This window comes from Amycolatopsis jiangsuensis (genome assembly GCF_014204865.1).
Lineage (GTDB): Bacteria > Actinomycetota > Actinomycetes > Mycobacteriales > Pseudonocardiaceae > Amycolatopsis > Amycolatopsis jiangsuensis.
Window position 1 is genome coordinate 7,998,429 of sequence record NZ_JACHMG010000001.1, and the last position, 23,593, is coordinate 8,022,021.

At 69.2% G+C, this 23,593-nt stretch carries 31 protein-coding genes; 29 read left to right on the forward strand and 2 right to left on the reverse strand.

The genetic code is table 11. The features are described from left to right. Window positions 1-171 precede the first annotated feature (171 nt). The 9 genes from nadD (at window position 172) to BJY18_RS35925 (ending at window position 7,204) form a co-directional block, all read left to right on the forward strand. The gene (nadD, locus tag BJY18_RS35885) at window positions 172-771 is read left to right on the forward strand and encodes a nicotinate-nucleotide adenylyltransferase (protein WP_184784246.1); all 600 of its coding nucleotides are present in this window, start codon (window positions 172-174) and stop codon (window positions 769-771) included. 44 nt (window positions 772-815) lie between these two features. Next, entirely contained in the window at window positions 816-1,226 is a 411-nt protein-coding gene (gene rsfS / locus BJY18_RS35890) for a ribosome silencing factor (RefSeq protein ID WP_184784247.1), read from the forward strand. Then, complete coding sequence (locus tag BJY18_RS35895) at window positions 1,223-1,837, forward strand: histidine phosphatase family protein (RefSeq protein WP_184784248.1); 615 nt, start codon at window positions 1,223-1,225, stop codon at window positions 1,835-1,837. The genes rsfS and BJY18_RS35895 overlap by 4 nt, the downstream gene beginning before the upstream one ends. 4 nt (window positions 1,838-1,841) lie before the next feature. Next, a complete protein-coding gene (gene octT / locus BJY18_RS35900; RefSeq protein WP_184784249.1) occupies window positions 1,842-2,570 on the forward strand; it encodes a diglucosylglycerate octanoyltransferase in 729 nt (242 codons plus the stop codon). Window positions 2,571-2,574: 4 nt separating this feature from the next. Then, on the forward strand, window positions 2,575-3,429 hold the full coding sequence (locus BJY18_RS35905; RefSeq protein ID WP_184784250.1) for a DegV family protein: 855 nt from the start codon (window positions 2,575-2,577) through the stop codon (window positions 3,427-3,429). A gap of 229 nt (window positions 3,430-3,658) precedes the next feature. Next, a complete protein-coding gene (gene cmtR / locus BJY18_RS35910) occupies window positions 3,659-4,039 on the forward strand; it encodes a Cd(II)/Pb(II)-sensing metalloregulatory transcriptional regulator CmtR (RefSeq protein ID WP_184784251.1) in 381 nt (126 codons plus the stop codon). 104 nt (window positions 4,040-4,143) lie between these two features. After that, the gene (locus tag BJY18_RS35915; RefSeq protein WP_246460672.1) at window positions 4,144-4,746 is read left to right on the forward strand and encodes a cation efflux transmembrane domain-containing protein; all 603 of its coding nucleotides are present in this window, start codon (window positions 4,144-4,146) and stop codon (window positions 4,744-4,746) included. A gap of 184 nt (window positions 4,747-4,930) precedes the next feature. Continuing rightward, a complete protein-coding gene (locus BJY18_RS35920; RefSeq protein WP_184784253.1) occupies window positions 4,931-5,650 on the forward strand; it encodes a ComEA family DNA-binding protein in 720 nt (239 codons plus the stop codon). An 18-nt stretch (window positions 5,651-5,668) separates the two neighbouring features. Then, a complete protein-coding gene (locus BJY18_RS35925; RefSeq protein WP_184784254.1) occupies window positions 5,669-7,204 on the forward strand; it encodes a recombinase family protein in 1,536 nt (511 codons plus the stop codon). 46 nt (window positions 7,205-7,250) lie between these two features. Here BJY18_RS35925 and BJY18_RS35930 read toward each other — a convergent pair whose 3' ends face one another. Together BJY18_RS35930 and BJY18_RS35935 are read right to left on the reverse strand one after the other, a co-directional pair. Continuing rightward, window positions 7,251-7,547: a hypothetical protein gene (locus BJY18_RS35930; RefSeq protein WP_184784255.1), complete on the reverse strand. Its 297-nt coding sequence runs from the start codon at window positions 7,545-7,547 to the stop codon at window positions 7,251-7,253. 107 nt (window positions 7,548-7,654) lie between these two features. Next, window positions 7,655-8,098 (reverse strand): helix-turn-helix domain-containing protein, encoded by a 444-nt coding sequence (locus BJY18_RS35935; protein WP_184784256.1) that lies wholly within the window; start codon window positions 8,096-8,098, stop codon window positions 7,655-7,657. A gap of 172 nt (window positions 8,099-8,270) precedes the next feature. Between BJY18_RS35935 and BJY18_RS35940 the strand changes: the two genes are divergently transcribed. The 20 genes from BJY18_RS35940 to istB all read left to right on the forward strand — a co-directional run bounded on the left by BJY18_RS35940 (window position 8,271) and on the right by istB (window position 23,558). After that, complete coding sequence (locus tag BJY18_RS35940; RefSeq protein WP_184784257.1) at window positions 8,271-8,498, forward strand: helix-turn-helix domain-containing protein; 228 nt, start codon at window positions 8,271-8,273, stop codon at window positions 8,496-8,498. A 362-nt stretch (window positions 8,499-8,860) separates the two neighbouring features. Beyond that, on the forward strand, window positions 8,861-9,208 hold the full coding sequence (locus BJY18_RS35945; protein ID WP_184784258.1) for a hypothetical protein: 348 nt from the start codon (window positions 8,861-8,863) through the stop codon (window positions 9,206-9,208). Beyond that, the gene (locus tag BJY18_RS35950; protein WP_184784259.1) at window positions 9,205-9,468 is read left to right on the forward strand and encodes a hypothetical protein; all 264 of its coding nucleotides are present in this window, start codon (window positions 9,205-9,207) and stop codon (window positions 9,466-9,468) included. Before BJY18_RS35945 ends, BJY18_RS35950 begins: the two co-directional genes overlap by 4 nt. A gap of 369 nt (window positions 9,469-9,837) precedes the next feature. Then, window positions 9,838-10,257, forward strand: coding sequence for a hypothetical protein (locus BJY18_RS35955; protein WP_184784260.1), 420 nt, complete (start codon window positions 9,838-9,840; stop codon window positions 10,255-10,257). Next, window positions 10,254-10,532 carry an HNH endonuclease gene (locus BJY18_RS35960; protein WP_184784261.1) on the forward strand — a complete coding sequence of 93 codons (279 nt, stop codon included), beginning with the start codon at window positions 10,254-10,256 and terminating at the stop codon, window positions 10,530-10,532. The genes BJY18_RS35955 and BJY18_RS35960 overlap by 4 nt, the downstream gene beginning before the upstream one ends. A gap of 412 nt (window positions 10,533-10,944) precedes the next feature. Next, window positions 10,945-11,337 carry a hypothetical protein gene (locus BJY18_RS35965; protein WP_184784262.1) on the forward strand — a complete coding sequence of 131 codons (393 nt, stop codon included), beginning with the start codon at window positions 10,945-10,947 and terminating at the stop codon, window positions 11,335-11,337. Next, on the forward strand, window positions 11,334-12,620 hold the full coding sequence (locus tag BJY18_RS37905) for a PD-(D/E)XK nuclease family protein (protein ID WP_184784263.1): 1,287 nt from the start codon (window positions 11,334-11,336) through the stop codon (window positions 12,618-12,620). The genes BJY18_RS35965 and BJY18_RS37905 overlap by 4 nt, the downstream gene beginning before the upstream one ends. 2 nt (window positions 12,621-12,622) lie before the next feature. Beyond that, complete coding sequence (locus tag BJY18_RS35975) at window positions 12,623-13,069, forward strand: HNH endonuclease signature motif containing protein (RefSeq protein WP_184784264.1); 447 nt, start codon at window positions 12,623-12,625, stop codon at window positions 13,067-13,069. Between the two features lie 19 nt (window positions 13,070-13,088). Further along, entirely contained in the window at window positions 13,089-13,715 is a 627-nt protein-coding gene (locus tag BJY18_RS35980) for a hypothetical protein (RefSeq protein ID WP_184784265.1), read from the forward strand. 87 nt (window positions 13,716-13,802) lie between these two features. Beyond that, a complete protein-coding gene (locus BJY18_RS35985) occupies window positions 13,803-14,243 on the forward strand; it encodes a hypothetical protein (RefSeq protein WP_184784266.1) in 441 nt (146 codons plus the stop codon). Window positions 14,244-14,245: 2 nt separating this feature from the next. Further along, window positions 14,246-14,890, forward strand: coding sequence for a hypothetical protein (locus BJY18_RS35990; protein ID WP_184784267.1), 645 nt, complete (start codon window positions 14,246-14,248; stop codon window positions 14,888-14,890). A gap of 58 nt (window positions 14,891-14,948) precedes the next feature. Next, window positions 14,949-15,425, forward strand: a complete 477-nt coding sequence (locus tag BJY18_RS35995; RefSeq protein WP_184784268.1) for a RusA family crossover junction endodeoxyribonuclease — start codon at window positions 14,949-14,951, stop codon at window positions 15,423-15,425. Then, window positions 15,422-15,640, forward strand: a complete 219-nt coding sequence (locus BJY18_RS36000; RefSeq protein ID WP_184784269.1) for a hypothetical protein — start codon at window positions 15,422-15,424, stop codon at window positions 15,638-15,640. Before BJY18_RS35995 ends, BJY18_RS36000 begins: the two co-directional genes overlap by 4 nt. Next, a complete protein-coding gene (locus tag BJY18_RS36005; RefSeq protein WP_184784270.1) occupies window positions 15,640-17,772 on the forward strand; it encodes an AAA family ATPase in 2,133 nt (710 codons plus the stop codon). The genes BJY18_RS36000 and BJY18_RS36005 overlap by 1 nt, the downstream gene beginning before the upstream one ends. Window positions 17,773-17,994: 222 nt before the next feature. Next, complete coding sequence (locus tag BJY18_RS36010) at window positions 17,995-19,824, forward strand: DEAD/DEAH box helicase (protein WP_184784271.1); 1,830 nt, start codon at window positions 17,995-17,997, stop codon at window positions 19,822-19,824. A 75-nt stretch (window positions 19,825-19,899) separates the two neighbouring features. Then, window positions 19,900-20,157: a hypothetical protein gene (locus tag BJY18_RS36015; RefSeq protein WP_184784272.1), complete on the forward strand. Its 258-nt coding sequence runs from the start codon at window positions 19,900-19,902 to the stop codon at window positions 20,155-20,157. 180 nt (window positions 20,158-20,337) lie between these two features. Beyond that, window positions 20,338-20,493, forward strand: coding sequence for a hypothetical protein (locus BJY18_RS36020; protein WP_184784273.1), 156 nt, complete (start codon window positions 20,338-20,340; stop codon window positions 20,491-20,493). Between the two features lie 168 nt (window positions 20,494-20,661). Continuing rightward, window positions 20,662-20,895 carry a DUF6221 family protein gene (locus tag BJY18_RS38200; protein WP_376774781.1) on the forward strand — a complete coding sequence of 78 codons (234 nt, stop codon included), beginning with the start codon at window positions 20,662-20,664 and terminating at the stop codon, window positions 20,893-20,895. A gap of 159 nt (window positions 20,896-21,054) precedes the next feature. Next, window positions 21,055-22,746, forward strand: coding sequence for an IS21 family transposase (istA, locus tag BJY18_RS36030; RefSeq protein ID WP_184785059.1), 1,692 nt, complete (start codon window positions 21,055-21,057; stop codon window positions 22,744-22,746). Next, on the forward strand, window positions 22,743-23,558 hold the full coding sequence (istB, locus tag BJY18_RS36035) for an IS21-like element helper ATPase IstB (protein WP_184784275.1): 816 nt from the start codon (window positions 22,743-22,745) through the stop codon (window positions 23,556-23,558). Before istA ends, istB begins: the two co-directional genes overlap by 4 nt. The last annotated feature ends 35 nt before the right edge of the window (window positions 23,559-23,593 follow it).

The following is a 23,593-nucleotide window of genomic DNA, read 5'->3' on the forward strand; positions in this document are numbered from 1 at the left end:
CTACCCCATGTCTCCGACAAACCGGGAGCCGGAGGCGGAGCGAACGGACCGGTCACACTCGAAAACGGAGGGTTATGTGACTCATGTCACAAAGTGAGCTGATCTCGGGGCGGCCACGTCGTGGTCCGAAGTGGCAGCCGCCGCGCCCTCGCGCGTATAGGCTCACCGGCTATGTCACCACGCCGGATCGGGGTCATGGGCGGCACCTTCGACCCCGTGCACCACGGTCACCTCGTCGCGGCGAGTGAGGTCCAGTCGCGGTTCGCCCTCGACGAGGTCATCTTCGTGCCCACCGGCCAGCCGTGGCAGAAGACCGGCCGCCGGGTCACCCGCGCCGAGGACCGTTACCTGATGACGGTGATCGCCACCGCGTCCAACCCGGTGTTCTCGGTGAGCCGGGTGGACATCGACCGCGGCGGGCAGACCTACACCGTCGACACGCTCCGGGACCTGCACGAGGAGTACCCGGACGACGAGCTGTTCTTCATCACCGGCGCGGACGCGCTCGAGCAGATCCTCACCTGGCACAAGGCGGACGAACTGTTCGACTTCGCGCACTTCATCGGCGTCACGCGGCCCGGTTACCGGCTCAACTCCCACCACCTTCCCAGCGGCAAGGTCAGTCTCGTCGAGGTCACCGCGATGGCGATTTCGTCCACCGCGTGCCGGGAACGCGTCGAACGCGGTGAGCCGGTCTGGTACCTCGTACCGGACGGCGTGGTGCGCTACATCGCGAAGAAGGACCTCTACCGCAAGGACCGCGACGGCTGACCGGGTACTCTCGTCCGGGCGAACCCCGAATCCGAAGGAGCACTGTGGCAGCGACGTCCGAGGCACGGGACCTGGCGGTGGCGGCAGCGCACGCGGCAGCCGACAAACTGGCCGGCGATGTGGTCGTGCTGGACGTGTCCGACCAGCTGGTGATCACCGACGCCTTCGTGATCGCGTCCGCGCCGAACGAACGGCAGGTCGGTGCGATCGTCGACAACGTGGAGGAGAAGCTCCGCGTCGACGGGCACAAGCCGGTCCGGCGCGAGGGCGCCCGCGAAGGCCGCTGGGTGCTGCTGGACTACGTCGATGTCGTGGTCCACGTGCAGCACGTGGACGAGCGGTCGTTCTACGGACTCGAACGGCTCTGGAAGGACTGCCCGCGGATCGAGGTCGAAGGCCTCGAGCCGGTGCCCGCCGAGGTGCCCGGCGACGACGCGGAGGGCCGGCAGGCGTGAGCCCGGTGCGGCTGCTGCTGTGGCGGCACGGCGAGACGGACTACAACGCCGCCGGCCGCATGCAGGGGCACCTGGACTCCGCGCTGACCCCGGTCGGCTGGAACCAGGCGCGGTTCGCCGTCCCGGCACTGGCCCGGTTCTCGCCGGAACTGGTGATCGCCTCGGATCTGCGCCGGGCCACCGACACCGCCACCGTGCTCACCGACGCGATCGGCGTGCCGCTGCGGATCGACAAGCGGCTGCGTGAAACGCACCTGGGCGAATGGCAGGGGATGACCGGCCCGGAAGTCGACGAGGCCTACCCGGGGGACCGCGAGCAGTGGCGCACCGACGCCGCGTGGGCCCCGCCCGGCGGGGAGTCGCGAGTGGACGTGGCCGAGCGGGCCGGCGAGGTTGTCGACGATCTGCTGTCACCCGCCTCCGACGCGGGCGAGGCAGTGCTGCTGGCCACGCACGGCGGACTGATCGTCGCGCTCACCGCGAAATTGCTCGGCCTGCCCATCGGGGTCTGGCCGTCGCTGGGCGGGATCATGAACTGCCACTGGGTCGAATTCGGCCGCCGGGACGGGAAGTGGCGGCTGCACGCGTACAACGCGGGGATCACCGGCTGAACCGATGGGCCCGCACCTGCTCGTTTTCGGCGACTCCCTGAGTTTCCACGGTCCCGAAGGTCCATGCGCCGCGGATGACCCGCGCCTGTGGCCCAACGTCACCGCGAACGCCCTGTCGGGCCGGGCCGATCTGGTGGCCGGAATCGGCTGGACCGCACGCGACGTGTGGTGGTCTCTCACCGGCGATCCGCGGGTGTGGGCGGATCTCCACCGCGTCGACGCGGTCGTGTTTGCGATCGGAAGCATGGACACACTGCCCTCGCCGTTACCCACGTATCTCCGGCAAGGGCTGCGGTATCTGCGGCATGACGGCGTACGTCGTGTCGTGCGCGGCGCGTACTTGGCTGCGCAGCCGCGGCTGTCTGTCGTGTTGCGCGGACGTCCTCGCGTCCTCCCGGCGCATTTGACGGTCAGCTTTCTCGACCAGTCTGTCGAAGCGCTGCGCGTGCTACGGCCTGAGCTGCCTGTGTTCGGGATGGTGCCTTCGGTGCACCGCGCGGACGCGTACGGGCGCGTGCATACCGGGCGCGCCGAAGCTGCCGCTTCGCTTGCTTCGTGGGCCGCGCGGCGCGAAGTGCCATTGCTCGACACGCCCGGCACTGTCGGCGACCACGTACTCAGCGGAGCAGGCAATCCCGACGGTATGCACTGGGGATGGGCTGGTCACGAGGCGTTCGGTACCGCCATGGCAAAGCTCATCGCGCCGTACCTCGGCTCCGGCGACGTAGGCTGACCGCGTGTCGGTCGCCGTGGTCACGGACTCCACCGCCCACCTGCCCGAAGGCTTCGCCGAGCGGCACTCGGTGCGGGTGGTGCCCCTGCACGTCCTGGTCGACGGAGTGGCTTCACTCGACGGCGCCGAAACGGGTCCCGCCGCGCTCGCGGAAGCCTTGGGGGAGCGCAAGATCGTCACCACTTCCCGGCCCACTCCCGCGGAGTTCGCCGCCGAGTTCCGGGCCGCGCTCGAGGCGGGCGCGGACGCCGTGGTGTCGGTGCACCTGTCCCGGGAGTTGTCCGGCACCTGGGAAGCCGCGGTGATCGCGGCCGAGGAGGTCGGCACCGACCTGGTCCGCGTGGTCGATTCCCGTACCACGGCAATGGGTTTGGGGTTCGCCGCGCTGCGCGCCGCGGCTGTCGCAGCGGACGGGGCCGGTCCGGCGGATGTCGAAGCCGTCGCGGTGGACGCGGCCCGATGCTCGTCCACGCTGTTCGTGGTGGAAACACTCGAACACCTGCGTCGCGGCGGTCGGATCGGGCCCGCCGCAGCGTTGCTCGGCACCGCGCTGGCGGTCAAGCCGGTGCTGCACATGTCCGAGGGACGTATTCTGCCGCTCGAGAAGGTACGCACGATGAACCGGGCGATCGGGCGGCTGGTCGAACTGTCCGTGCGAGCGGCCGGAGCGGGGCCGGTCGAACTGGCGGTGCACCACCTCGCGTCCCCGGAACGCGCGGTCGAGCTGGCCAACCGGCTCGAGGAAGCGGTACCCGGCTGCGCCGGCGGATGTGTCGTCTCGGAGATCGGCGCGGTGATCGGCGCACACACCGGTCCCGGTGTGCTCGGCGTCGTGGTGCAGCGGGCGGCGCACTCCTAGCTGCGTGTCCCGGCCAGCACCGAATCGGAACCGGCCGCCTGCCCAAGCTCGTCATCCGGCAAGACGAGGTGCTGCGTCACCCCCCGGACGTTCATCCCCCGACGCCGCGCGATTCGCCCGCCCGGACCACGGTTGCCGGCCATCGTCGTCGACCTCGAGCGGCTGTTCATCGCCGACCTTAAGGACATTGTCTACTAAACAGTTCACTATTCGATGTACAGTCACGTGCATGCTGAACTGCGAGACGCGGGGTGACGCGCTGGCGCGGCTGGGCCGTGCACTGGCGGATCCGACCCGCTGCCGGATCCTGGTCGCGCTGCTGGACGGCACCAGCTACCCCGGCGCGCTGGCCGCCGAGCTCGGCTTGTCCCGGTCGAACGTGTCCAACCACCTGGCCTGTCTGCGCGGATGTGGCCTGGTCATCGCCACCTACGAAGGCCGTCAGGTCCGCTACGCACTCGCCGATCCGCACCTGGCCAAGGCCCTCAACGAGCTGGCCCAGGTAGTGCTCGCCGTCGACACCGCCCAGCCCTGCCTCGACGACACTGCCCAGCCCTGCCTCGACGACGCCGAGCAGCTCACCCCGGCCACCGCGAAGGCCACGCGATGAACGACAAGGCCGCCGACCACGCACTTACCCCGCTGGCCACGACCACCCCGTCACAGGTGGGTGCCTGTACCGACGACTGCTGCGAGCCCACGCCGGTCGCCGCAATGCTCGACAGCAATCGCCGAATGGTGTTGAGGCGGCGAGTCCGCTGGTTCGTCGCGGCCACGATCACCTACAACGTCATCGAGGCAGTCATCGCGATCACCGCCGGGTCGAACGCCTCGTCGACCGCGCTGATCGGTTTCGGGCTCGACTCCGTGATCGAAGTGGCCTCGGCCGCCGCGGTCGCCTGGCAGTTCTCCGGCGCCGACCTTGAAGCTCGCGAACGCGCCGCGTTGAAAGCCATTGCTCTCTCGTTCTTCGCGCTCGCTGCCTACGTCACCGTCGAGTCGGTCCGCTCTCTGTCCGGCGCCGAGCCGGCCGGGCACTCGACGGTCGGAATCGTGCTGGCCGCCGTGTCGCTGCTGGTCATGCCCGGCCTGTCCTACGCCCAACGCCGGGCGGGTCGGGAACTCGGCTCCGCGACCGCCGTCGCCGACTCCAAGCAAACCTTGCTCTGCACCTACCTTTCCGCGGCCTTGCTCGCCGGCCTGCTGCTCAACAGCCTCTTCGGCTGGTTCTGGGCCGATCCCGTCGTCGCCCTCCTGATCGCTGCCGTCGCGGTCAAGGAGGGACGCGCAGCCTGGAAAGGCGAACACTGCTGCTGACTCAGTTCACAGCGGACTCCTCTCGGATCGGCCCCTCCAGCCCGGTGAAAGTATGACCGATCGGCACGTCGTGCCTGCGTGATTCCGGGCTCCGCGGACCGAGTTGTCCACAAGGGGTGGGTTGTCCACAGGTGCGGCGCGATGCCCTCGCCGGAGGGCTGCCCGAGCCGCTAGCGTCGATCGTGTGTTCGATCAGTCCGCCCGGGATCCGGGCACCCCCGTCAACGCCAGGCTCGCCTGGCTGGCCGACCAGCTGGCCGCGGGCCCGCATACGGTCGGGCCTGGTGGCCGGCTCGTCCGGCGCTGGCTGCCCGGTGGCGGCGCCCCCGGGCATCCCGGCCTGCCCGCGGTACTCGGCCGCCGGGGCGTGCTCGTCGTGCTTTCCGCGGTGCTCGCCGCCGCGGTGGTGGCCATCGGGTTCGCGGTGTTCGGTGGATCGCCTGCGGCGGAGGTCGCGCCACCGTTGCCGAGTGCTCGTGCCCAGGTACCTGCGGCTTCGTCGTCATCGTCCTCGGCGAAACTGGTGGTCAGCGTGATCGGCCACGTGCGAACGCCCGGCCTCGTCACTGTCCCGGGCGGCTCGCGGGTGGCCGATGCGGTGCGCGCCGCCGGTGGAGCGGAGCCGGGCACCGACCTGTCCGGCCTCAACCTGGCGCGAAAGCTCACCGACGGGGAGCAGTTGGCGGTCGGCCTGCCCGCGGCCCAGACCGCCGCGGCGGGTGCGGGTGCAGGGGCGGCGCCAGCCAAGGTCGACCTGAACACCGCGACCCCGGATCAGCTCGACACCCTTCCCGGCGTCGGCGAAGTCACCGCGCAGCGCATCGTCGACTGGCGTACGCAGCACGGCGGCTTCGCGAGCGTCGAGCAGCTTCGCGACGTCGACGGAATCGGGGATGCGACATGAACAAGATAACCTACATGCATGACACCCCGCAAACTGCTTCCGGTCGGCATCCTGCTGCGGATCTCCGACGCGCGAGAGGAGGACACCGCAGGCGTTGAGCGGCAAGAGAAGGATTGCCGATTGCTCGCCGCGGCACTCAGACCGTCGGGCTACGACGGTGTGGAGATCGTGGCGGTGTACACCGAGAACGACACCTCGGCGTTCAAGCGGAGAAAAGTACGGCTACCGGACGGGTCGACAGGGCTGCGCGTGATGCGGCCGGAGTTCCGGCGGCTCATTGACGACCTGACCTCGCGCGCGATCCTCGGCGTCGTCGCCTATGACCTCGACCGCGTTGCACGTGATCCGCGAGACCTCGAAGATTTGATCGACGCGGTGGAGATGACCCAGGCGTTGACCCGATCGGTGACGGGCTCGCTCGACCTGAGCACGGACGCAGGGGTCACGATGGCCCGCGTGATGGTCGCCGTGGCGAACAAATCCAGCCGTGACACGGCTCGCCGGGTGAAGCGCAAGCGCGAGGAGATGGCCGAGCAAGGGGTGTACGGTGGCGGTGGACGGCGCCGCTACGGCCGGGCCGTTGACCGGAAGACCATCGTGCCCGAAGAGGCCGAGATCATTCGTGAGTGTGCGCGCCGAGTGCTCGGCGACGACGAACGGGCTCCCGAGTCGTTACGGGCGATTGCGCTCGACTTGACGAGGCGTGGAGTGCCGACCGCGACCGGCGCGGTAGACCAGGAGACTGGGAAACTGGTCGGCTGGCAACCTCGGTCGATCCACTCGTGCCTCACCAGCGGCCATATCACTGGGCTGCATACGTTCCGCGGCGAAGTGGTGGGGGAGGCGGACGATCTCGCGGCGATCCTCGACCGTGAGACCTGGGAGCGGGTGCAGGTCGCCCTGGCGAAGCGGAACCACGGACGGGGGCAGCAAGCTCTCCGCAAGTGGCTGAGCGGCCTTTTGCTGTGCTCGGCGTGCGGTCACCGGCTGTACGGCTGGCCGAACCCGAACAAGCGCCTTCGCCCGGGCGGCCGGTATGCTTGCCCGCCACCGAATACGCCGAAGATCGGCGGCTGTGGCAAAACGGCAGTCGACGCGGAACATGCGCACGATGCGATCGAGGCCGAAATTTTGGCGTACCTCCGACGACCGGACAATGTCGCCGCGCTGGCCACCACGGTGAGCGCCGACGCCGCAAACCGAGCGCAGCGCGAGGCGCGCGACGACGAGCAGCAGCTGAAAGCCGCTGCGGAGATGTGGGCGCGGCGTGAGATCACGCAAGCCGAGTACCTGGTGATGCGACGTGAGATCAGCGACCGCTTATCGCAATGGCAGGCGATCATTCGGCAGAGCATGCCGGGGCCGGTGCGGCGCCTGGTGTCCGCGGATTCGATCGAGGACGCGTGGGCAGAGATGCAGCCGCCGGAGCGACGTGAGGTCGCGCAGGTGATCTATCCGTACGGGATCTTGGTGGTTCCGCCACGGCCAACCCACCGGTTCAAGTTTGACCCGGACCGGTTAGTGCGGCTCGATCGCCCGTGGCAGTCCAAATGACCGGCAACGGTTTGACCGGGGGAGCGGCCCTCCGCTGCCGTTTCCGCTAGCGCACGATACGCAATGGCGGGCGGGGATCATCGTCAGCATCCCCGCCCGCTGCACGCATGATCGATCGTCGCTCAACGAGGTCGATCCGCCGGACCAGCGCACGCACGATGCGATTTTGCGCGGACAGGCTGATGGTCGTCACGCCGGAAAGGACCAGTAATGCGATCGACAGATCCCATGCCGCAGGTCTGATCAACTGGGTTCCGACGATCACCAAGTACGTGGCCTGCACAACCACAAACGCCGCCGACGCGGCAAATCCTGACCACCCCACCCACATGCGATTCGGCATGCCCCTCGTCTCCAGTTCTCCCCGACCCATGATTCGTACATGTGTTCTAACGGGCAGCTTTCACTGTCCGTTAGCTGGGCCGAACTACCTTCACTCGAACGCCTTAGTCACGCGCCAGCTGCCGTGATCTCGTCGGCCAGCTGGGCGAGCACACCCTGGCGACGGGCGAGGCGCGTCGCCATCTCCAAGGTTTCCTCGGCCTCGGCGTCGTCTCCAGCAGCGCGAAGCGACGTGGCCAGATCGAGCAGTGTCCGTACCGCGGTGACCGCGTCGACGCTTCCGTCGGCGCGGCGAATCGGCGCGGGCCCAACAAGTCCCGCGGGATCGGCTCCGCGAGCGATGGCGTCGATCGCGCCGGCCTGCCACTGCAACGCGTCTTCCAGGCGCCGTTTGTTCGCCGCGCGCATGCGCCGGCCCTGTGCGGCATTCCTGAGTGTTTCCCTCGACATGCCGGCGCGCTCGGCCAGCTCGACGAGCGTCAATCCGAGCTGACTGCGCCGGAAGTCGATCCACCAGCCGAGGCTGCCCTCTGCGTACTCGCTTTCGCCCACGGTCACCACTGTAACGTGGCAAAACTTGGCATGTCTAGATGTGACAGGCGTCACTTGGCGCGTCGTTTCCGCATGTCGTCTCGTTACATCGCCAAGTTCTGCCACGCGCAGTGACATGTAATGCCACGTCCATCTTTGACGACGTGGCAAAGCGGGGCATAACGTGGCGGCCATGCGAACGAGAGAGATCGACGGGGACAAGATCCGTCAGGCCCGCGAGGACGCCGGCCTGACTCAGGCCAAGCTCGCCGCGATTCTGCGCATCGCACCTTCGACGGTCGGCCACTGGGAGATCGGCAACCGATCGCCTGTCGGCGCCAACTTCCGGGAGCTGTGCAAGACACTGCGCGTCACCCCGGCCGAGCTGACTGTGGACGAGCCCAGTGCCACGGCGGCGTGAGGCATGTCCGGTAAGCGATCCAGTGGCAGTGCCCCCAACCGCTACCCCTGCAATCCGTGCAGCGGCTCAGGGACCGTGCCTATCGACCCGAAGGACCGACGCAAGGGCGACCGTCAGTGCCCCACCTGTGAAGGCATGGGAACCGTCGGCGGGACCTGAGCGCGCTGATCAGCGGCTTCGCGACATGGCCCGCGAACGTGTCGCTGGCTGGCCGCCGCTGACTCCGGAGCAGGCGCGCCGCCTGCTCGCAGTGCTTGCGCCACCGATGCTCACCACCCGCGAAAACACTGCCGCATAACGAGAAGCTCGCCCCGTGCGGACACACGGAGCGAGCAAACGACCAGAGAGAAAGGGAGTTCTCCATGATCGGCACGAAGGATATCGCCGCCCAGCTGCGCCGCTGGGCCGAGACCCAGGACGCGCCGCAGCGGGCAGCGTTCGAGGTGCTCGACGAGCAGGGCCACTGGCTGCGGAACAAGGCCTTCATCGACGCGTGCGTGCACGAGGACGAGTTCGAGGGCGTCGTCTACATCTCGTGGTGGCAGGCCGCCGAGGCTGAAGGCGAGCTGACTGGATCGTCGGGCGAGATGGCGGTGCTGCGGTTCGCGCTGTTCCTCGCCCAGGACCCGGTGGGCCTGTCGTCGCTGGACTCGAGCAACCGGGCAATCGTGGTCCGGGAGTTCGCTCGTGCGCTCGGAGTGGCTCGGTGACCGCCGCGATGAAGCGGGCGCGTGTCGTGCTCAGCGGCGCGCATTGCTGGCGTCCCGTTCGCTTGGCCGAGGTGGTTGGGTTCGGCGGAATCGTCGCGGTGACCGTCGCGGCCGCGGTGCTCGGGCTCGTCGGCTGCAAGCCGGTCGAGGGTGCGCCGTCGCCGCGCGCGCCGTACTCGGAGGACGCGGGCAAGCCGGACTACCGGTGCGGCTACGACGGGAATCGCCGGTGCCCTGCGGATGGGTCGGTGAACCGGTAGTGCCGAAGCAAGCGAAGAACCAGCCGTCGCCGCAGACGAAGGCGCAGAACAAGCGGAGCGCCGAGCGTGACCGTGCCGATGTGCGCGAACTCAAGGGAATTTTCGCGCGACAGTCCGATCCAGTACCCGGCTCCGGCGACCCGCGCCGTACTGGCCGATGAGCGGCACACATGCCACCCCCGGAGGGGAACCCGTGAGCGCCAACGAAAAGCCGGATAGGCAAGTCGCAGCAACTGTCCCGTGTGGACGGTGCGGACAGTCGGCTTACGTCGGCAGCGACGGCATCCGCTGCTACTGCTCGGCGCGGCTGTCTGCGGCCGAACGCCATGAGCGAGCGTTGAACCGAGTGCGTCGAGTGGGGGCCGGGAAATGAAGACGTGGCACGAGGTGAACGGCACTCTTTTCGGGTTCCCGGAGCTGCCGACGCCGGACGAGATGGGCGTGGAGCTGCACGCCAAGTTCACGGCTGCCAATAAGTCCATTCTGGACAGAGCAGCTGCGGTCAAGCACCGACGCCCGGCGAAGCCGCGGGCGTGGCGGGGGCCGAAACCGGGAAACGGCCAGTTCTCGCCGGAGCCGGGCAAGCCGGGGTCGGTGCTGGAGCTCGATGGCAAGCGTTTCGAGGTGTGGGCCGCAGCGCCCGCCTGGGGCGGCGTCAAAGCTGTCTGGGCGGTCTGGGATAGCCGGTACTTCATCGTTGACAAGTACGGCCGCTACGCCGAGTACGACGTGCAGGGGCACCAGATCGGCGACGTGCACCGCGGTGACCACGAGGGCGGTGCGGCGTGACGGCGTCCCGGGGCACCACCAACCGCGACGCGCGCGGGGGAACGCGCGACCGGGCGGCGCGGCGCGCGTTCCTGCTCGCCGCGTTCGGGAACGGCGAGACGGCGCCGTGTTATCGCTGCGGCGCCGAGCTCACCAACGAGACGATCACTGTTGACCGGATCGTTCCCGGACGTGACGGCGGGCGGTACACGCGCGACAACATCCGCCCGGCGTGCGGCATGTGCAACAGCCAGACCGGCGGGGCGCTTGCTCGCCACGGGGAGCGTGCCGCGTGAGCGCGATGTGCAGGAACAACCATCCGCTGACGCCGGAGAACATGGCGGAACGGCGCAGGGATGGCTGTGCACGGATAACTCTCGTCTGCCTCACGTGTGAGCGCGGCCGCACCAGGCGTCACCGGAGCGGCGAGGCGCGCAGCCCTCGTGCTTCCCGCGTGGCCACGTTGCAGGTTCGACGGTCCCGCGAATCCGCCGGCCGGGCCAAGCGCCGAGCGGTGGTGCGCGCAATCGGTCCCGTCGACGGGTGGGAGGCCGAGCACGGGGCATGTCCGCCGCGGGTACGGCCCCGGGCGTGGGTTGATCGCGTCGCCCTGCAACGGCACCTGAATGGGCGGGAGGTCGGTCGGGGCCTCACGACCGGCGAGCGCAGGGCGCTCTACCTCCTGCGGGTAATCAGGGGAGGTGCCGTGTGAGCGAGCGAGCGGCGACGTGGAGCTTCCCGCAGCTGGAGAAGTCCGAGACCGAGCACCCCGAGCCGGAGGTGCTCTGCCGCCCGGCGGCAGACGACGAGCTGCCGCGCGGGGCGCGCACGGTCGCCCGGCTCGCCGAGGGGGCGGGCTGGGCGGTCGCGGCGACGTACTCGCGCGGGACGAAGCCGGGGCGCGGCCTGCCGGTCGTCGACTCGATCGCGCTGCGCGTGCGGCGTGACGGCGTGCGGGCGTGGGCGGTTTGGCTGAACGGAAAGTTCGATCAGGCGCAGATGTTGCCCGTGGGCGGCATGCCGGTAGCGACGACCGTCGCGGGGCTGCGCGAGGTACTCGCAGCACCGTCCGCTGGACAGCGGCTTGAAGGTGCGGCGTGACCGCGCCGACGTGGGAGCAGGTGCATGGCGGGGACACGGTCTACGCGGCCGACGGTCGCAAGTGGACGATTACCGCGCGAGACGCCGAGCGGGAATGGGTGCATGAGGGCCGCGAAGCGCGGTTCGTGCTCGCGCTCGACGGCCGCGAGGTCGAGTTCTGGACGATGCTCGACCACCCCGCGATGGTCGCCGAGCGGGCCGATCACAGCGCCGAGGCGCACGTAGCGCAAGCGCTGATCGATGGCGGAATTCGGTTCAAGGTATTGGAGGAACGGTACGTGACAACCGTCGAGCCGATGGCGGCGCAGCCGCCGAAGCGGCCCGTGAAGCGCGATCAGTGGGGGCGCTATCTGCTGCCCGATCCGCGTACAGGCAAGGAGAAGGCGTGGACGCGAGCGACGACGCTCGCCCGGGTACTCGCCGACGAGTACAACCTCGGGCAGTGGGCCGAGCGCATGGTGGCCAAGGGCATGGCCGCGCGGCCCGATCTCGTGGCGGGCGCGGCGGCCGCGCCGCTGGAGGATAAGAAGACGCTGCAGGGCATCGCGAAGCAGGCGAAGGAAGCCGCGGGCAGCACGCAGGCGGCCAACCTCGGGACGGCGCTGCACTCGTTCACCGAACGGGCGGACGGCGGCGAGACGATCGACCAGCTCGGCGCGCCGGCCAACCTGCACGCCGACCTTGTCGCCTATCAGCAGCGCATGCGTGAGGCCGGTTTCACGATCGTGCCCGAGCTGATCGAGCGCATCGTGGTGTGCCCTGAGCTCGGTGTGGCGGGGACGTTCGACCGCGTTGTGCGCAAGGCGGACGGCACGCTCTCCGTACTCGACTTGAAGACGGGCAAGGATCTCTCGTACGGGTGGATGGAAATCGCGATCCAGCAAGCCATCTACGCGAACGCGACGCACTACTACGAGCCCGACGGCGAGCGGCTCGTCGAGATCCCGTCCGGCGTGCTCGACCGCAAGCGCGCGTACATCCTGCATCTGCCGGTCGGCAGGGCGTCGGCGCAGCTGTACACGGTGGATATCGAGACCGGGTGGCGGCTGGCACAGATCGCGGCCGACGTGAAGACCTCGCGCAGCAAGGCGAAGGAGCTCGCCGAGCTGATCGAAGCACCGACCGAGGACGCCGACGCCGTCTACAAGCGCATCACGCACGCGCAGTCGCAGCAGGAACTCGCGGCCATCTGGGAAGATGCGCACCCTCGGGGACAGTGGACCGCTGCAGTCAACACCTACGCGCAGGCTCGCCTCCGTCAACTGACGGGCGGCGCCGTGTGACCATGCTGAGCGAAAAGGAGTTCCGGCGGTTCGCCAAAAAGGTGCGGATCATGCCGAGCGGATGCCTTGTGTGGACCGGATCGCAGATTTCGACCGGTTACGGGAACCTCAAAATCCGCAACAGCTACCGGCTTGCACACCGTGTCGCGTATGAGCACTGGATTGGGCCAATCCCGGACGGCCTGCAGATCGATCACCTCTGCCGAAACCGTGCATGCGTCAACCCCTCGCATCTGGAGGCGGTCACGCAACGCGTGAACATCCTGCGGGGAGTCGGTGCCACGGCGGAGAACGCGCAGAAGCTGGAGTGCTCGAACGGACATCCGTACGACGGTGAGAACACCTACTTCCGGCCTGATGGAAGGGGTCGCGAATGCAGGGCATGCATGCGCGAGCGCAATCGAGCCCGCTACGCACAAGCTCGCTGCCGTCAGTTGACGGCAGCGTAAAGGAAAGGGAAGAAATACCATGACGAATCCGTTCGCCTTCGGCAACGCGACCGCACCGGCCCCGACGGCCTCCGCACCCGCGCAGCCGCCGGCATCCGCTCCCGTCGCCGCACCCGCAACGCTGGCGATCGACACCCCTCCGACCGCGCCGGCTGCCGCACCCACGCCGGCGGGCGACGACCCGTTCAGCGCTCCGGCGCCGCAGGCCGCGCGGGGCCCGCGGGTGCGTGACATGTACGGCCGCCTGCTGCTCGTGATCCCGCACAAGCTGGAGGAAGACCTGCCGAACCGGCTGCAGCCGGGCACCACGCAGGACCGACTCACGGCGGACGTGATCATCCTCGACGGTGGGGAGATCCAGTACGGCGGCAAGCCCGAGGCAACCCCGCCGGTGCCGCACACGAAGACCGTCGCGACGCCGTTCAAGTCGGAGCGGATGTTCCTGTCGCAGCGCGGCCTGATCTCGCAGTGCCGCGAGGCGCTGGCGAAGCGGCTGCAGGGGCAGCCGGGCATGGTGCTCGGCCGGCTGACGACCGGAGAGGCGAAGGAAGCCGGTCAGAACGCGCCGTTCCTGCTCTCGCCACCCACCGACGAGGACAAGGCGCTCGCCCGGCAGTACCTCGCGCAGGTCGACCCGTTCGCCTGATCCGGCAACCGAACCCCGGGGCGGCCGTCAGCGCGCAGGGGGCCTTGGCGGCCGCCCCGGTTCCATCTCTCCCGAAGGAAGTATCCCATGCAGTTCAACCGATTGGCGCTGCGCACGGCCGCACTGGCCGCGCTGAAGGCCGACGAGAAAGCACACGACGACTGGAACGCGAAGCGGCGCGAGGACCACCGGGCCGAGCGCACCGAGTGGGTCGAGAAATACGGCGATGCGTGGCTTGCCGCGCTGCCGAAGCTGCGCGACAAGCTCCGCAAGGGACGGCCGGTCACCTCGGGGGACCTGCCTGCGAGGAGCCGCAACTACGGGTCGCGCTACCCCGCCACGTTCGACGACACGGAGCCGAAAGCCACGCCGTACACCGGCGGGCACGCGTTGCGCGCGCTCGTACGCGTGCTCGATGCCGTCGCCGACGAGAAGATCAGCACGCACGCGCTGGAGCAGCTCGGCGTCAAGCGCGACGCGCTGCGCGAAGCCGTGCGGCACCTCGGCGCGGGCGAGGTGCGGGCATGAGCGTGAGCACTCCGATCGCCGTGCTGCATGAGCATGGCCTCACCTTCCACCAGACCGGCCCGCTGAAGAAGGCAGGCTACGACACGGCCGAGGCGGTCGCCGAGCTCGTCGACGCGCACCGCGACTACGCCGGAGGCGAGTCGGCTCTCTCGCGGGTGCCGAGCATGGGCCCGCGTCGCGTCGCGCTCGTCTGCGAGGCGGTCGACGCTTGGCGGGAAAATCAGGCACCCCGCACCCCGGATATCGAGTGTCAGCCTCCGTGCGTCCACTGCTCGCCGACGTCCGCTCGGCGCACCAAGGAAGACTTGACGCGCCGCATCGAACGTATGACGGCGGTACGGGACACGTACCGCACTCAGGCCGACGATCTTGCCGCGGAGTTGACGTTTGTCGCCTCGCGTTACCTCGCGGACGACGGCGGGTTGCGGTTCTCCTCGCAGCGTTGCACGGGCGTCTCAGCTGACGCGCTGGCCTGGTTCGGCGTGGGCGTCCGCTCCGAACCCGAAGAGGACGAGTACCCGCGCGATCAGTTCGACCTGAGCGCTTGCGAGCGCACGTTCGAGATGGCACCGCAGCACGTGCAGGAACGGATGCTGCCGGTCCTGCAGCAGTACCGGGCGGCGGTCGCGGCCAATCCGCGGGCGTAGCAGTGGAGGGCGTGAGCGGTCAGGCCGTGCGTCCGGGGATCCGAGCCCCGGCGTCCACGTGAGCACAATCGAGGTCCTGAGCGTGACGGTGCCCGGCCGTCCCGCGCCGCAGGGCAGCAAGAAAACCGGGTCAGCTGGACAACTGCGCGAGGCGAGTGCCTACCTGCCCGCGTGGCGGGCCGCGGTGAAGCGCGCCGTCTACGAGCGGTACCGCGAGCTCGGCGTCGTGCCGGGAGATCTGCCGTTGCTGCTCGGGCCCGTGGCGTTCGGCGCTACGTTCTACATGCCGGGCGGGCACCGCGTCGACTCGCCGCCGGACCTGGACAAGCTGCTGCGCGCCGTGTGGGACTCGCTCACCGCGGCACGCGTGTGGGAGGACGACGGGCGCGTGGTCGAGGTCGACTGGTGCTCGAAGGTCGCGGCCACCGAGGCGTACCCATTCACTGGCGCGCACCTGCAGGTGCGCAGCGTCGAGGCGCCCGCCGCAGTGGACGGGGCCGACCTGCTCGGCGTCACTGAGGGGCGTGCCGCGTGAAGGTCTACTTCTCGCAGGGATTCAGTCAGGTGGTCGACGTCGCCGCCGAGTCTGTGGGCGAGGCGATCGAGAAGGCAAGCGTGGAAGTCTACTTCGGACTCTGCCATGAATGCGGCCACAAGATGAGCGAGGACGGCGAGGCCGAAGCGCTCTACGTCTTCGACGACAACAACAACGAGCTGTGGCGCCACCCGTCCGTGGGCGGTGAAGCGTGATGCCCGCGGAGCTGTCCGCTCTCGACGTTGCCGAGCCGCGCGGTCCGTACGAGCGCGGCGCGCTCGCATGGTGGGCAGCGGGCTGGGAAGGCGTCGTGCCGCTCGGCGCGCGTGCGAAGTGGCCGCCGCCGGCCGGGCGCACCGGGTGGGCCGGAGTGAACCCGTCCTACGCCGACGTGTACGCGTGGGCCGCGGGACCGGAAGGCGCGGGCAACATCGCGTTGCGGCTGCCGCGTGGCGTCTACGGGCTCGACGTCGACGCCTACGGGGCGAAGACCGGCGCCGAGGCACTCGCCGCGCTGGAGGCGCAGCACGGCCCGCTGCCGGACACGTGGGTGATCACCTCACGCGACGACGGGCGTTCGGGCATCCGACTCTTCCGCGCGGCGCTGCCCGAGGGACGGCGCTGGAAGAATGAGCCGGGTGGGCACGGCCGGGGTATCGAGTCGATCCACTACGGACACCGCTACGCGGTGACGTGGCCGAGCGTGCACCCGTCGGGCTCGACGTACGTGCTGCGCTCGTCACGCACCTGGGAGGCGCACGAAGGTGCGGTGCCCGTCGACGAGCTGCCGCAGCTGCCCGCGGCGTGGGTCGACGGGCTGAGCGAGCCGGGCGAGATCGCCACGGGCTCGGCGGCCAGCGATCAGGCGACCCGCGATGCCGTCGCCGCGTTCCGCGACGGCGAGACGTGCGAGCCCGTGCGGCGCGCGCTGAGCCGGGCGCTGGAGCGCGTGCGCGACGCGGTCAGCGGCGACGCACTGCACCCGGCGGGGCTGGAGAGCGTGCACGAGCTCGCGCGGCTCGGCCACGAGGGACACGCCGGCGTGCGCCAGGCGCTCACGCAGCACCACGAGGCGTTCGTCGAGGCGCGCGCCGGCCGCGGTGCGTCGAACGGCGACGCCGAGGGCGAGTGGTGGCGCATGATCGCCGGCGCCGTCGGCAAGGCGCCGGGTGCGCCGCGCGCGGAGTGCGATTGCGCGCTGCTCGCGGGCGAGGGGCTGCTGTTCGAGTTCACCCCGGCCGAGGTGATGCCGGGAAAAGGTGAGGAGGGGGACGAGCGCGCGGGCGTGGTGGCGGGCATGACGGTGGTTGACCCGGTCGACTTCATGCTGAACGAAATGCTGTCGTTCGCCGAGGTAGCTCGCCGCGAGCCGCCCGCGCCGCTCGTCTCCGAGCTGCTCTACCTCGACACGCTCGCGTGGCTGATCGGCAAGCCGGGCAGCTTCAAGTCGTTCGTGGCGCTCGATCTCGCGGCGCACGTCGCGCTCGGCCGGGCCTGGGCGGGCCGCCGTGTGCGCCAAGGCGTCGCCCTGTACGTCGTCGCCGAAGGACTCGGCGGGATCGTGCTGCGGGCGCGGGCCTGGCAGAAAGTCAGGGGCGAGGTGCCCGACGAGTTCCTCCGGCTCTACCCCCGCGCCGTGCAGGTGCGCAACGCGGCGCACTGGGACGCGCTGGTCGAAGTCGCGCGCCGCCTGCGCCCCGCGCTGATCGTGCTGGACACGCAGGCCCGCGTAGCGCAGAGCGTGCGAGAGAACGACAACACGGAGATGGGCGAGTTCGTGGGGCAGCTTGACCGCCTGCGGCGAGCGAGCGGTGCATGCGTGCTCACCGTCCACCACGTCGGCCGCAACGGCGAGGATGCCCGCGGCGCGAGCTCGCTCGACGGGGCGCAGGACACCGAGCTGAAGGTCGAGCGCGTAGGCGGGCCGAAGGCGCTGACAGCCCGGCTCGTGGTCGACAAGCAGAAGGACGGCGCCGACACCGACGCCGTGTCATTCGAGATGGTGCCGGTGGATCTCGGCGTGAATGGCGAGGGCGACCCGGTGAGCTCGCTCGTGGTGGACACCAACGCATTCGTGAGTGCCGCCCCCGCACAGCCGTGGAAGGAGAATACCCCGGAGAAGCTCGCGCGCATTCTGGACGTCCTGCACGAGCAGTTCAGCCAGACGGGGGCGACCGGATACCAGGTGCTGTCCGTGCTCAAGGAGCGAGGCTGGGACCAGGAGTACTCGAAGACCTCGTTCTACCGCTGCTGGAACACGTTGATCAAGGATGAGCAGATCGGCAAGATGGCCGGCTCGCAGCGGTTCAAGGCCATCGTGGCGGCCGAAAACCCCGCTGGGGATTAGTTCCAAAACCATGATCACGAGTTTCGAGGTGGAACTAGTTCTGGGACTAGGGCTTTTCCCAACTAGTCCCAGAACCAAAACCCCATGACCTGCAAGTTTCCCAACTTGGAACTAGTTGGAACTAGTTCTGGGACTAGATGGTTCCACTAGTTTCACCCCCCTTAAAGGGGGTGAAAGTGGGACTAGTCGGCCGGAACCAAACCAAGTAAGGAGTACCTAACAATGGCGCCGAGAGTTGTGGCCGACACCGTGAAGACCGTGCCCGCGCCGAAGCTGCCGACCGTCGCGAGCACGGTCCGCGTGGTTCCAGATACGACGCCCACCGTCCCGGACACCCGGCCGACCATGCCGCAGCGCGCCGCGGCGCAGCCTGCCTCCGCGGGCCCCGCGCTCAAGCTCCGCCCGTATCAAGCCGAGGCCATCGACGCGATCAAGGCCGCGTGGACCGCGGGCATCCGGCGCCCGGCCGTCGTGCTGCCGACCGGGGCGGGCAAGACGGTCGTGTTCTCGGCGCTCGCCGCGATGATGCACGAGCGTGGCGTGAAGACCGTCGTCCTGGCGCACCGGGACGAGCTCGTGCAGCAGGCCGCGGCGAAGCTGCGCGCCGTCTCGCCGAACCTGCGCATCGGGATCGTGAAGGGCCCGCGCCGCGAGACCGCCGGCGTTGACGTGATCGTGGCGAGCGTGCAGTCCCTGGCGCGGGAAGAGCGTCGGCTGCAGCTGGCCCGGGCCGGCGTGCGGCTCGTGATCATCGACGAGTGCCACCACGCGGTGGCGAACACCTACATGGCAGTGCTGCGCGACCTCGGCGCGTTCAGTGACGATCCGCTCGACGGCGCCTACGCCGTCGGCGTCACGGCCACCCTCGGCCGGTCGGACCGTGTCGCGCTGGAGGCCGCCTGGCAGCAGGTCGTCTACAAGCGCGACATCCTCGACATGATCCGGGACGGGTACCTGGTCAACGCCAAGGGCGTGCGGGTGCGGATCGCCGGTCTGGACCTGCGCACCGTCAAGCGCAGCCGCGGCGACTTCCAGGACGCCGCACTCGGGCAGGCCATGCACGACTCGCTCGCGCCCGCGGCGATCGCCCGCGCCTACCGCGAGCACGCGGCGGAGCGCCAGGGGATCGTGTTCACACCGACCGTCGAGATGGCGCACGAGATGGCCGAGACGTTCACCGACGAGGGGTTCCCGGCCGCCGCGATCGACGGCACCACGCCGACCGAGCAGCGCCGCGAGACGCTCGCGCGGTTCGCGCGCGGCGAGCTGCAGGTGCTCACCAACTGCATGGTGCTGACCGAGGGATTCGACGCGCCGTGGTGCTCGGCCGTGGTGATCGCGCGGCCGACGAGCTCGGCACCGCTCTACATCCAGATGGCCGGGCGCGGGCTGCGTCCGCATCCGGGCAAGCGCGACGCGGTGATCCTCGACGTGGTCGGCGTGACCGGGAAGCACAAGCTCGCGTCCATTGCGGACCTGGCGGGCGCTGAGCGCGTCGAGAAGCTCCCAGACGACCTCGCCGAGTATGACGAGACCCTGGACCTGCTCGGGATCGCTGAGGAGGCGAACGCAGGCGGGGGAGCGTGGCAGGAGCCCGGCGCCGACGGCCCGCTCACGAGCGAGATCGTCGACCTGTTCGGCATGCGCCGAAAGACCTGGCTGCAGACGGCGCGCGGCGTGTGGTTCCTCTCGGCCGGCGAGGCGCTCGTATTCCTTGCGCCCGACGCCGAGCCGGGTCACTACCAGGTGGCGCGCTGCCCGGCGCGCGAGCAGGGCGGCGAGTTCCTGCGCTCGGGCCTTGACCTCGACGCGTCGATGCAGCTCGGCGAGCAGTACGCCGAGGAGGGCACGAAGGCGCTCACGAGCAAGGGCGCGTCGTGGCGCAAGCTTGCGCCGTCGCAAGGCCAGCTCAACGCCGCCGAGCGGATGGGGATCGCGACCGACGGCATGAGCCGGGGCGACCTGTCCGATGCCATGTCCGTCGTCATGGCGTCCCAGCGCATCGATCCCATGCCGTGCGTCGCGACGGTCAGCGAAGGGGGCTACTGGTGAACGCCGATCCCGTGGCCCGCACCACCGTCCAAGTCATCACGAAGAACGTTGCACCTCTGGAAAGGAAAGAAGATCATGACCGTCGCTGACGAAGCTGCCCAGCTCAACACCATCTCGCAGGACATGCCGCTTCACGCGCAGCAGTCCGTCACTGCCGAGCTTGAGCAACTCGGCCCGCACGTCGCGCAGCTGCTCGGCCACGACCACCCCGGGAATCAGCGCATTCAGGAACTGATCAACAACGCGATGCGACTGTCAGGCGACACCTTCCAGGCGCTCGAGCTCCTCGGGCAGGCCTGCCGCGAGGTCGCCCAGAGCCTGCAGAGGGGCTGAACGCGCCTGACGACCGCCGCACCCCCGAGGAGATCCTCACCGACCTCGTCACGGACGACCAGCCACCGGCTGACCTCGTCGACAAGGTGAAGCGCCAGATCCCCCGGGAGCCGAAGTGATCCAGACTTGCTCGCTCCCGATCCGGCCCGGCACCGCGCGAGCGCTCGGCCTGCGCGCGCGGTGCCGCGGCCCGTCGCGATCCTGCGATGCGACCATGAGCTGTCCGACGCCGAGCGCGAGGAGCTGGCGCGGCAGTTCGCCAAAGCACGCGCGAACCCGCGATTGGTCGTGCTGACCAGCAACCCCGACGGACGCACGGTCACGCCGCGGCGCTGAGACCTGCCCTACATCCGCAGTGCGATCCGGCAGTGCCTGTGGCCCTTTTCGGCCCACCGATGCCCCGATGCGAGAGGATGACCGCCGTGGATGACCTAATCGCGGAGATCCGCTACATGCTGCGGCACCCGATCCGCGCGAACGCGGCCACGTGCCGCGCGGTGGCCGATACCGAGCTCGGCGCCGCGCTCGCGTACCTCGTCCAGCACCCGATGCGTTCGCTTCGGGAGACGTTCACGCCGATCTTCGACGACATCGCGAGGGGAATGGGCCGGTGATGCGTTTGAGGCTGGCGTAGCCGAGCACATCGCCCGCCACGATCCAGCCCGCGTGCTCGCCGAGGTCGCCGCCAAACGGCGGATTGTTTCTACCGGTAGTTCTTGGCTCCACTGCTCCGGGTAGTTCTGGCCCCGTTGTGGATTTTCCGGCGAGTTTTGGCCCCACCTTGTCTGATGTGGACACGCCCACGATGGTGTGAAGGGGCGCGGGTCACCCGGTCGGAGCGGCAACGATGGGCGGCCTTACCCACTTGCTCGGTCGTGTCGGAGGCCTGAGTTGTCCTTGTCGCGCGTGGAGTTGTTCGCACGCATTCGTCGTGATCGCCGGTTGGATCCGGACGTGTCGGTCCGCACGCTCGCCGAGCGGTACCGGGTGCACCGCCGCGCGGTGCGGGAGGCGCTGGAGAGCGCGGTGCCGAAGGAGCGCAAGAAGCCACCGCCGCGGCGGTCGGTGCTGGAACCGGCTCACGGCTGGATCGACGAGATGCTGCGCGAGGATCTGGCCGCGCCGCGCAAGCAGAAGCACACGACGATCCGGATCTACCGGCGGTTGATCAGCGAGTACGGCTTCGACCAGGCGGGCAAGACGGTGGTCTATGAGTATGTCGCGCGCCGGCGCCCGGAGATCATCGCCGAGGCCAAGGCCGGGCACGCCCATCTCGAGGGCATGGTCCCGCAGCAGCACCAGCCGGGCGAGGAAGCCGAGGTCGACTTCGCCGACGTCTGGGTGCGGATCAACGGCGAGGCCACCCGCTGCCACCTGTTCACGCTGCGGTTGTCGTATTCAGGCAAGGCGATTCACCGGGTCTTCAAATCCGAGGCGTTGGAAGCGTTCATGCAGGGCCACGTCGAGGCCTTCGCCGCGCTGGGCGGGGTCCCGACCCGCCACATCCGCTACGACAACCTCAAGCCCGCCGTCTCACGGGTCTGCTTCGGCAGGGAACGGGTCGAATCCGAGCGGTGGGCCCAATTCCGCTCCTTCTACGGGTTCGACGCGTTCTACTGCATTCCCGGGCAGGAAGGCGCCCACGAGAAGGGCGGAGTCGAGCAGGAAGGCGGCCGGTTCCGCCGCAACCACCTGGTCCCGGTGCTCGACGTCGCCAGTCTCGACGAGCTGAACGAGCGCTGCGCGCGGATTGACCTGGACGAGGAGGACCGGGTCATCCACGGCCAGCGGGTCACCGTCGGGTTCAAGTTCCGCGAGGAGGTCGACCTGTTCGCGCCGTTGCCCGTCGACGACTATGACTGCGGCGCGGTGTTCACCCCGAAAGTCGGCAGGGATTCGAGGATTACCGTCCGGCAGTGTCTCTACTCGGTTCCGGCGCGGTTCATCGGCCGCCGGGTGCGGGTGTCGTTGCGCGCCAACGACCTGCTGGTCTTTGACCGCGGCAAGCTCATCGCCCGGCACCCGAGGATGACCCAGCGCGGCGCCTCCCACGACAACCTTGACCATTACCTGGAGATCTTGCTGGGCAAGCCGGGCGCGCTGCCCGGGTCGACCGCGCTGGCCACCGCGCGGGCGGAAGGCATGTTCACCACTGTTCATGACGCGTTCTGGAACGCCGCGCGCGAAGCTCACGGCGACCGCGACGGCACCCGGCTGCTGATCCAGGTCCTGCTGCTGCACCGGCAGCTCGCGGCCGAGTTCGTGATCGCCGGGATCACCACGGCCCTGGACGTCGGCGGGACCAGCCCGGACCTGGTCGCGGTCGAGGCCCGCAAGGCCGAGAAGGCCCACCGCGACACCCAGCCGCTGCTCGATGACGCCGACTGCGCCGAGCTGGGCATCGAGACCATCGTCATGCCCGCGATCACCGACGACACGCCGGATCCGCGCATCCGCGTCACACCGGCCGGCGGCGCCGACGTGATCACCCTGCACCCGCGGGTCCCGGCCCTGACCGAACGCCCGCTTCCACCGCTGGACATCTACGACCAGCTGCTCACCCGACGCCGGAAAGGCACCAGCGCATGACTACCGCCCCCGCCGAACGCAAAACCCTGCCCGGCATGGACAGCCTCGACACCCTGATCGACCAGGCCTGCCGCAGCCTGGCGATGCCGACGATCCGTGAACGCTTCAGCGAGATCGCCGAGTCCTCGCTGCGCGAGCAGGCCTCCTACAAGACGTTCCTGCTCGAGCTGCTCGAAGCCGAGGTCGAGCATCGCGACGAACGCCGCCGCACCCGGCTGGTCCGCGAGGCGAAGTTCCGGCGCCCCAAGCGCATCGAGGACTTCGACTTCGCGATCAACCCGAACATCTCCCAGGAGGTGGTCAACACCCTCACCGAGCCCGGCTGGGTCGCGTCCGGGCAGCCGCTCTGCCTCATTGGCGACTCGGGCACCGGCAAGACTCACCTGCTCATCGGGATCGGCACCGCGATCGCCGAATCGGGCCTGAAGGTCCGCTACACGACCACGGCGAACCTGGTCAACGAGCTGTCCGAAGCCGCGGGCGACAAGCAGCTGACCCGCGTCTATGCCCGCTACGACAAGGTCGACCTGCTCTGCTTGGACGAGTTCGGCTACATGGAACTGGACAAGGTCGGCGCGAAACTGTTGTTCCAGCTGTTCACCGACCGTGAGGAACGCCGCGCGATTGCCATCGCGACCAACGCCCCGTTTTCAGAATGGCCGAAGACCTTCACCGACCAGCGGCTCTGCCGCGCGGTGATCGACCGGATGACGTTCAACGGCACCATCATCGAGACCGGCAGCGAGTCCTACCGCGCCCAGAGCACGCAAGCCCGCCTGCTCGAACAAGCTGCCCAGCTCACCGGCGACTGACCATCCGAATCTGGATCCATGAGGTCTGACCAGGC

Excerpts from the sequence above, each read along its gene's own strand:
- nadD (WP_184784246.1), top strand. The coding sequence starts at position 172 with ATGTCACCACGCCGGATCGGGGTCATGGGCGGCACCTTCGACCCCGTG.
- octT (WP_184784249.1), top strand. The coding sequence starts at position 1,842 with ATGGGCCCGCACCTGCTCGTTTTCGGCGACTCCCTGAGTTTCCACGGT.
- cmtR (WP_184784251.1), top strand. The coding sequence starts at position 3,659 with ATGCTGAACTGCGAGACGCGGGGTGACGCGCTGGCGCGGCTGGGCCGT.
- BJY18_RS35915 (WP_246460672.1), top strand. The coding sequence starts at position 4,144 with ATGCTCGACAGCAATCGCCGAATGGTGTTGAGGCGGCGAGTCCGCTGG.
- BJY18_RS35925 (WP_184784254.1), top strand. The coding sequence starts at position 5,669 with ATGACACCCCGCAAACTGCTTCCGGTCGGCATCCTGCTGCGGATCTCC.
- BJY18_RS35930 (WP_184784255.1), bottom strand. The coding sequence starts at position 7,547 with ATGCCGAATCGCATGTGGGTGGGGTGGTCAGGATTTGCCGCGTCGGCG.
- BJY18_RS35940 (WP_184784257.1), top strand. The coding sequence starts at position 8,271 with ATGCGAACGAGAGAGATCGACGGGGACAAGATCCGTCAGGCCCGCGAG.
- BJY18_RS35945 (WP_184784258.1), top strand. The coding sequence starts at position 8,861 with ATGATCGGCACGAAGGATATCGCCGCCCAGCTGCGCCGCTGGGCCGAG.
- BJY18_RS35955 (WP_184784260.1), top strand. The coding sequence starts at position 9,838 with ATGAAGACGTGGCACGAGGTGAACGGCACTCTTTTCGGGTTCCCGGAG.
- BJY18_RS35975 (WP_184784264.1), top strand. The coding sequence starts at position 12,623 with ATGCTGAGCGAAAAGGAGTTCCGGCGGTTCGCCAAAAAGGTGCGGATC.
- BJY18_RS35980 (WP_184784265.1), top strand. The coding sequence starts at position 13,089 with ATGACGAATCCGTTCGCCTTCGGCAACGCGACCGCACCGGCCCCGACG.
- BJY18_RS35985 (WP_184784266.1), top strand. The coding sequence starts at position 13,803 with ATGCAGTTCAACCGATTGGCGCTGCGCACGGCCGCACTGGCCGCGCTG.
- BJY18_RS36005 (WP_184784270.1), top strand. The coding sequence starts at position 15,640 with ATGCCCGCGGAGCTGTCCGCTCTCGACGTTGCCGAGCCGCGCGGTCCG.
- BJY18_RS36010 (WP_184784271.1), top strand. The coding sequence starts at position 17,995 with ATGGCGCCGAGAGTTGTGGCCGACACCGTGAAGACCGTGCCCGCGCCG.
- BJY18_RS36015 (WP_184784272.1), top strand. The coding sequence starts at position 19,900 with ATGACCGTCGCTGACGAAGCTGCCCAGCTCAACACCATCTCGCAGGAC.
- istB (WP_184784275.1), top strand. The coding sequence starts at position 22,743 with ATGACTACCGCCCCCGCCGAACGCAAAACCCTGCCCGGCATGGACAGC.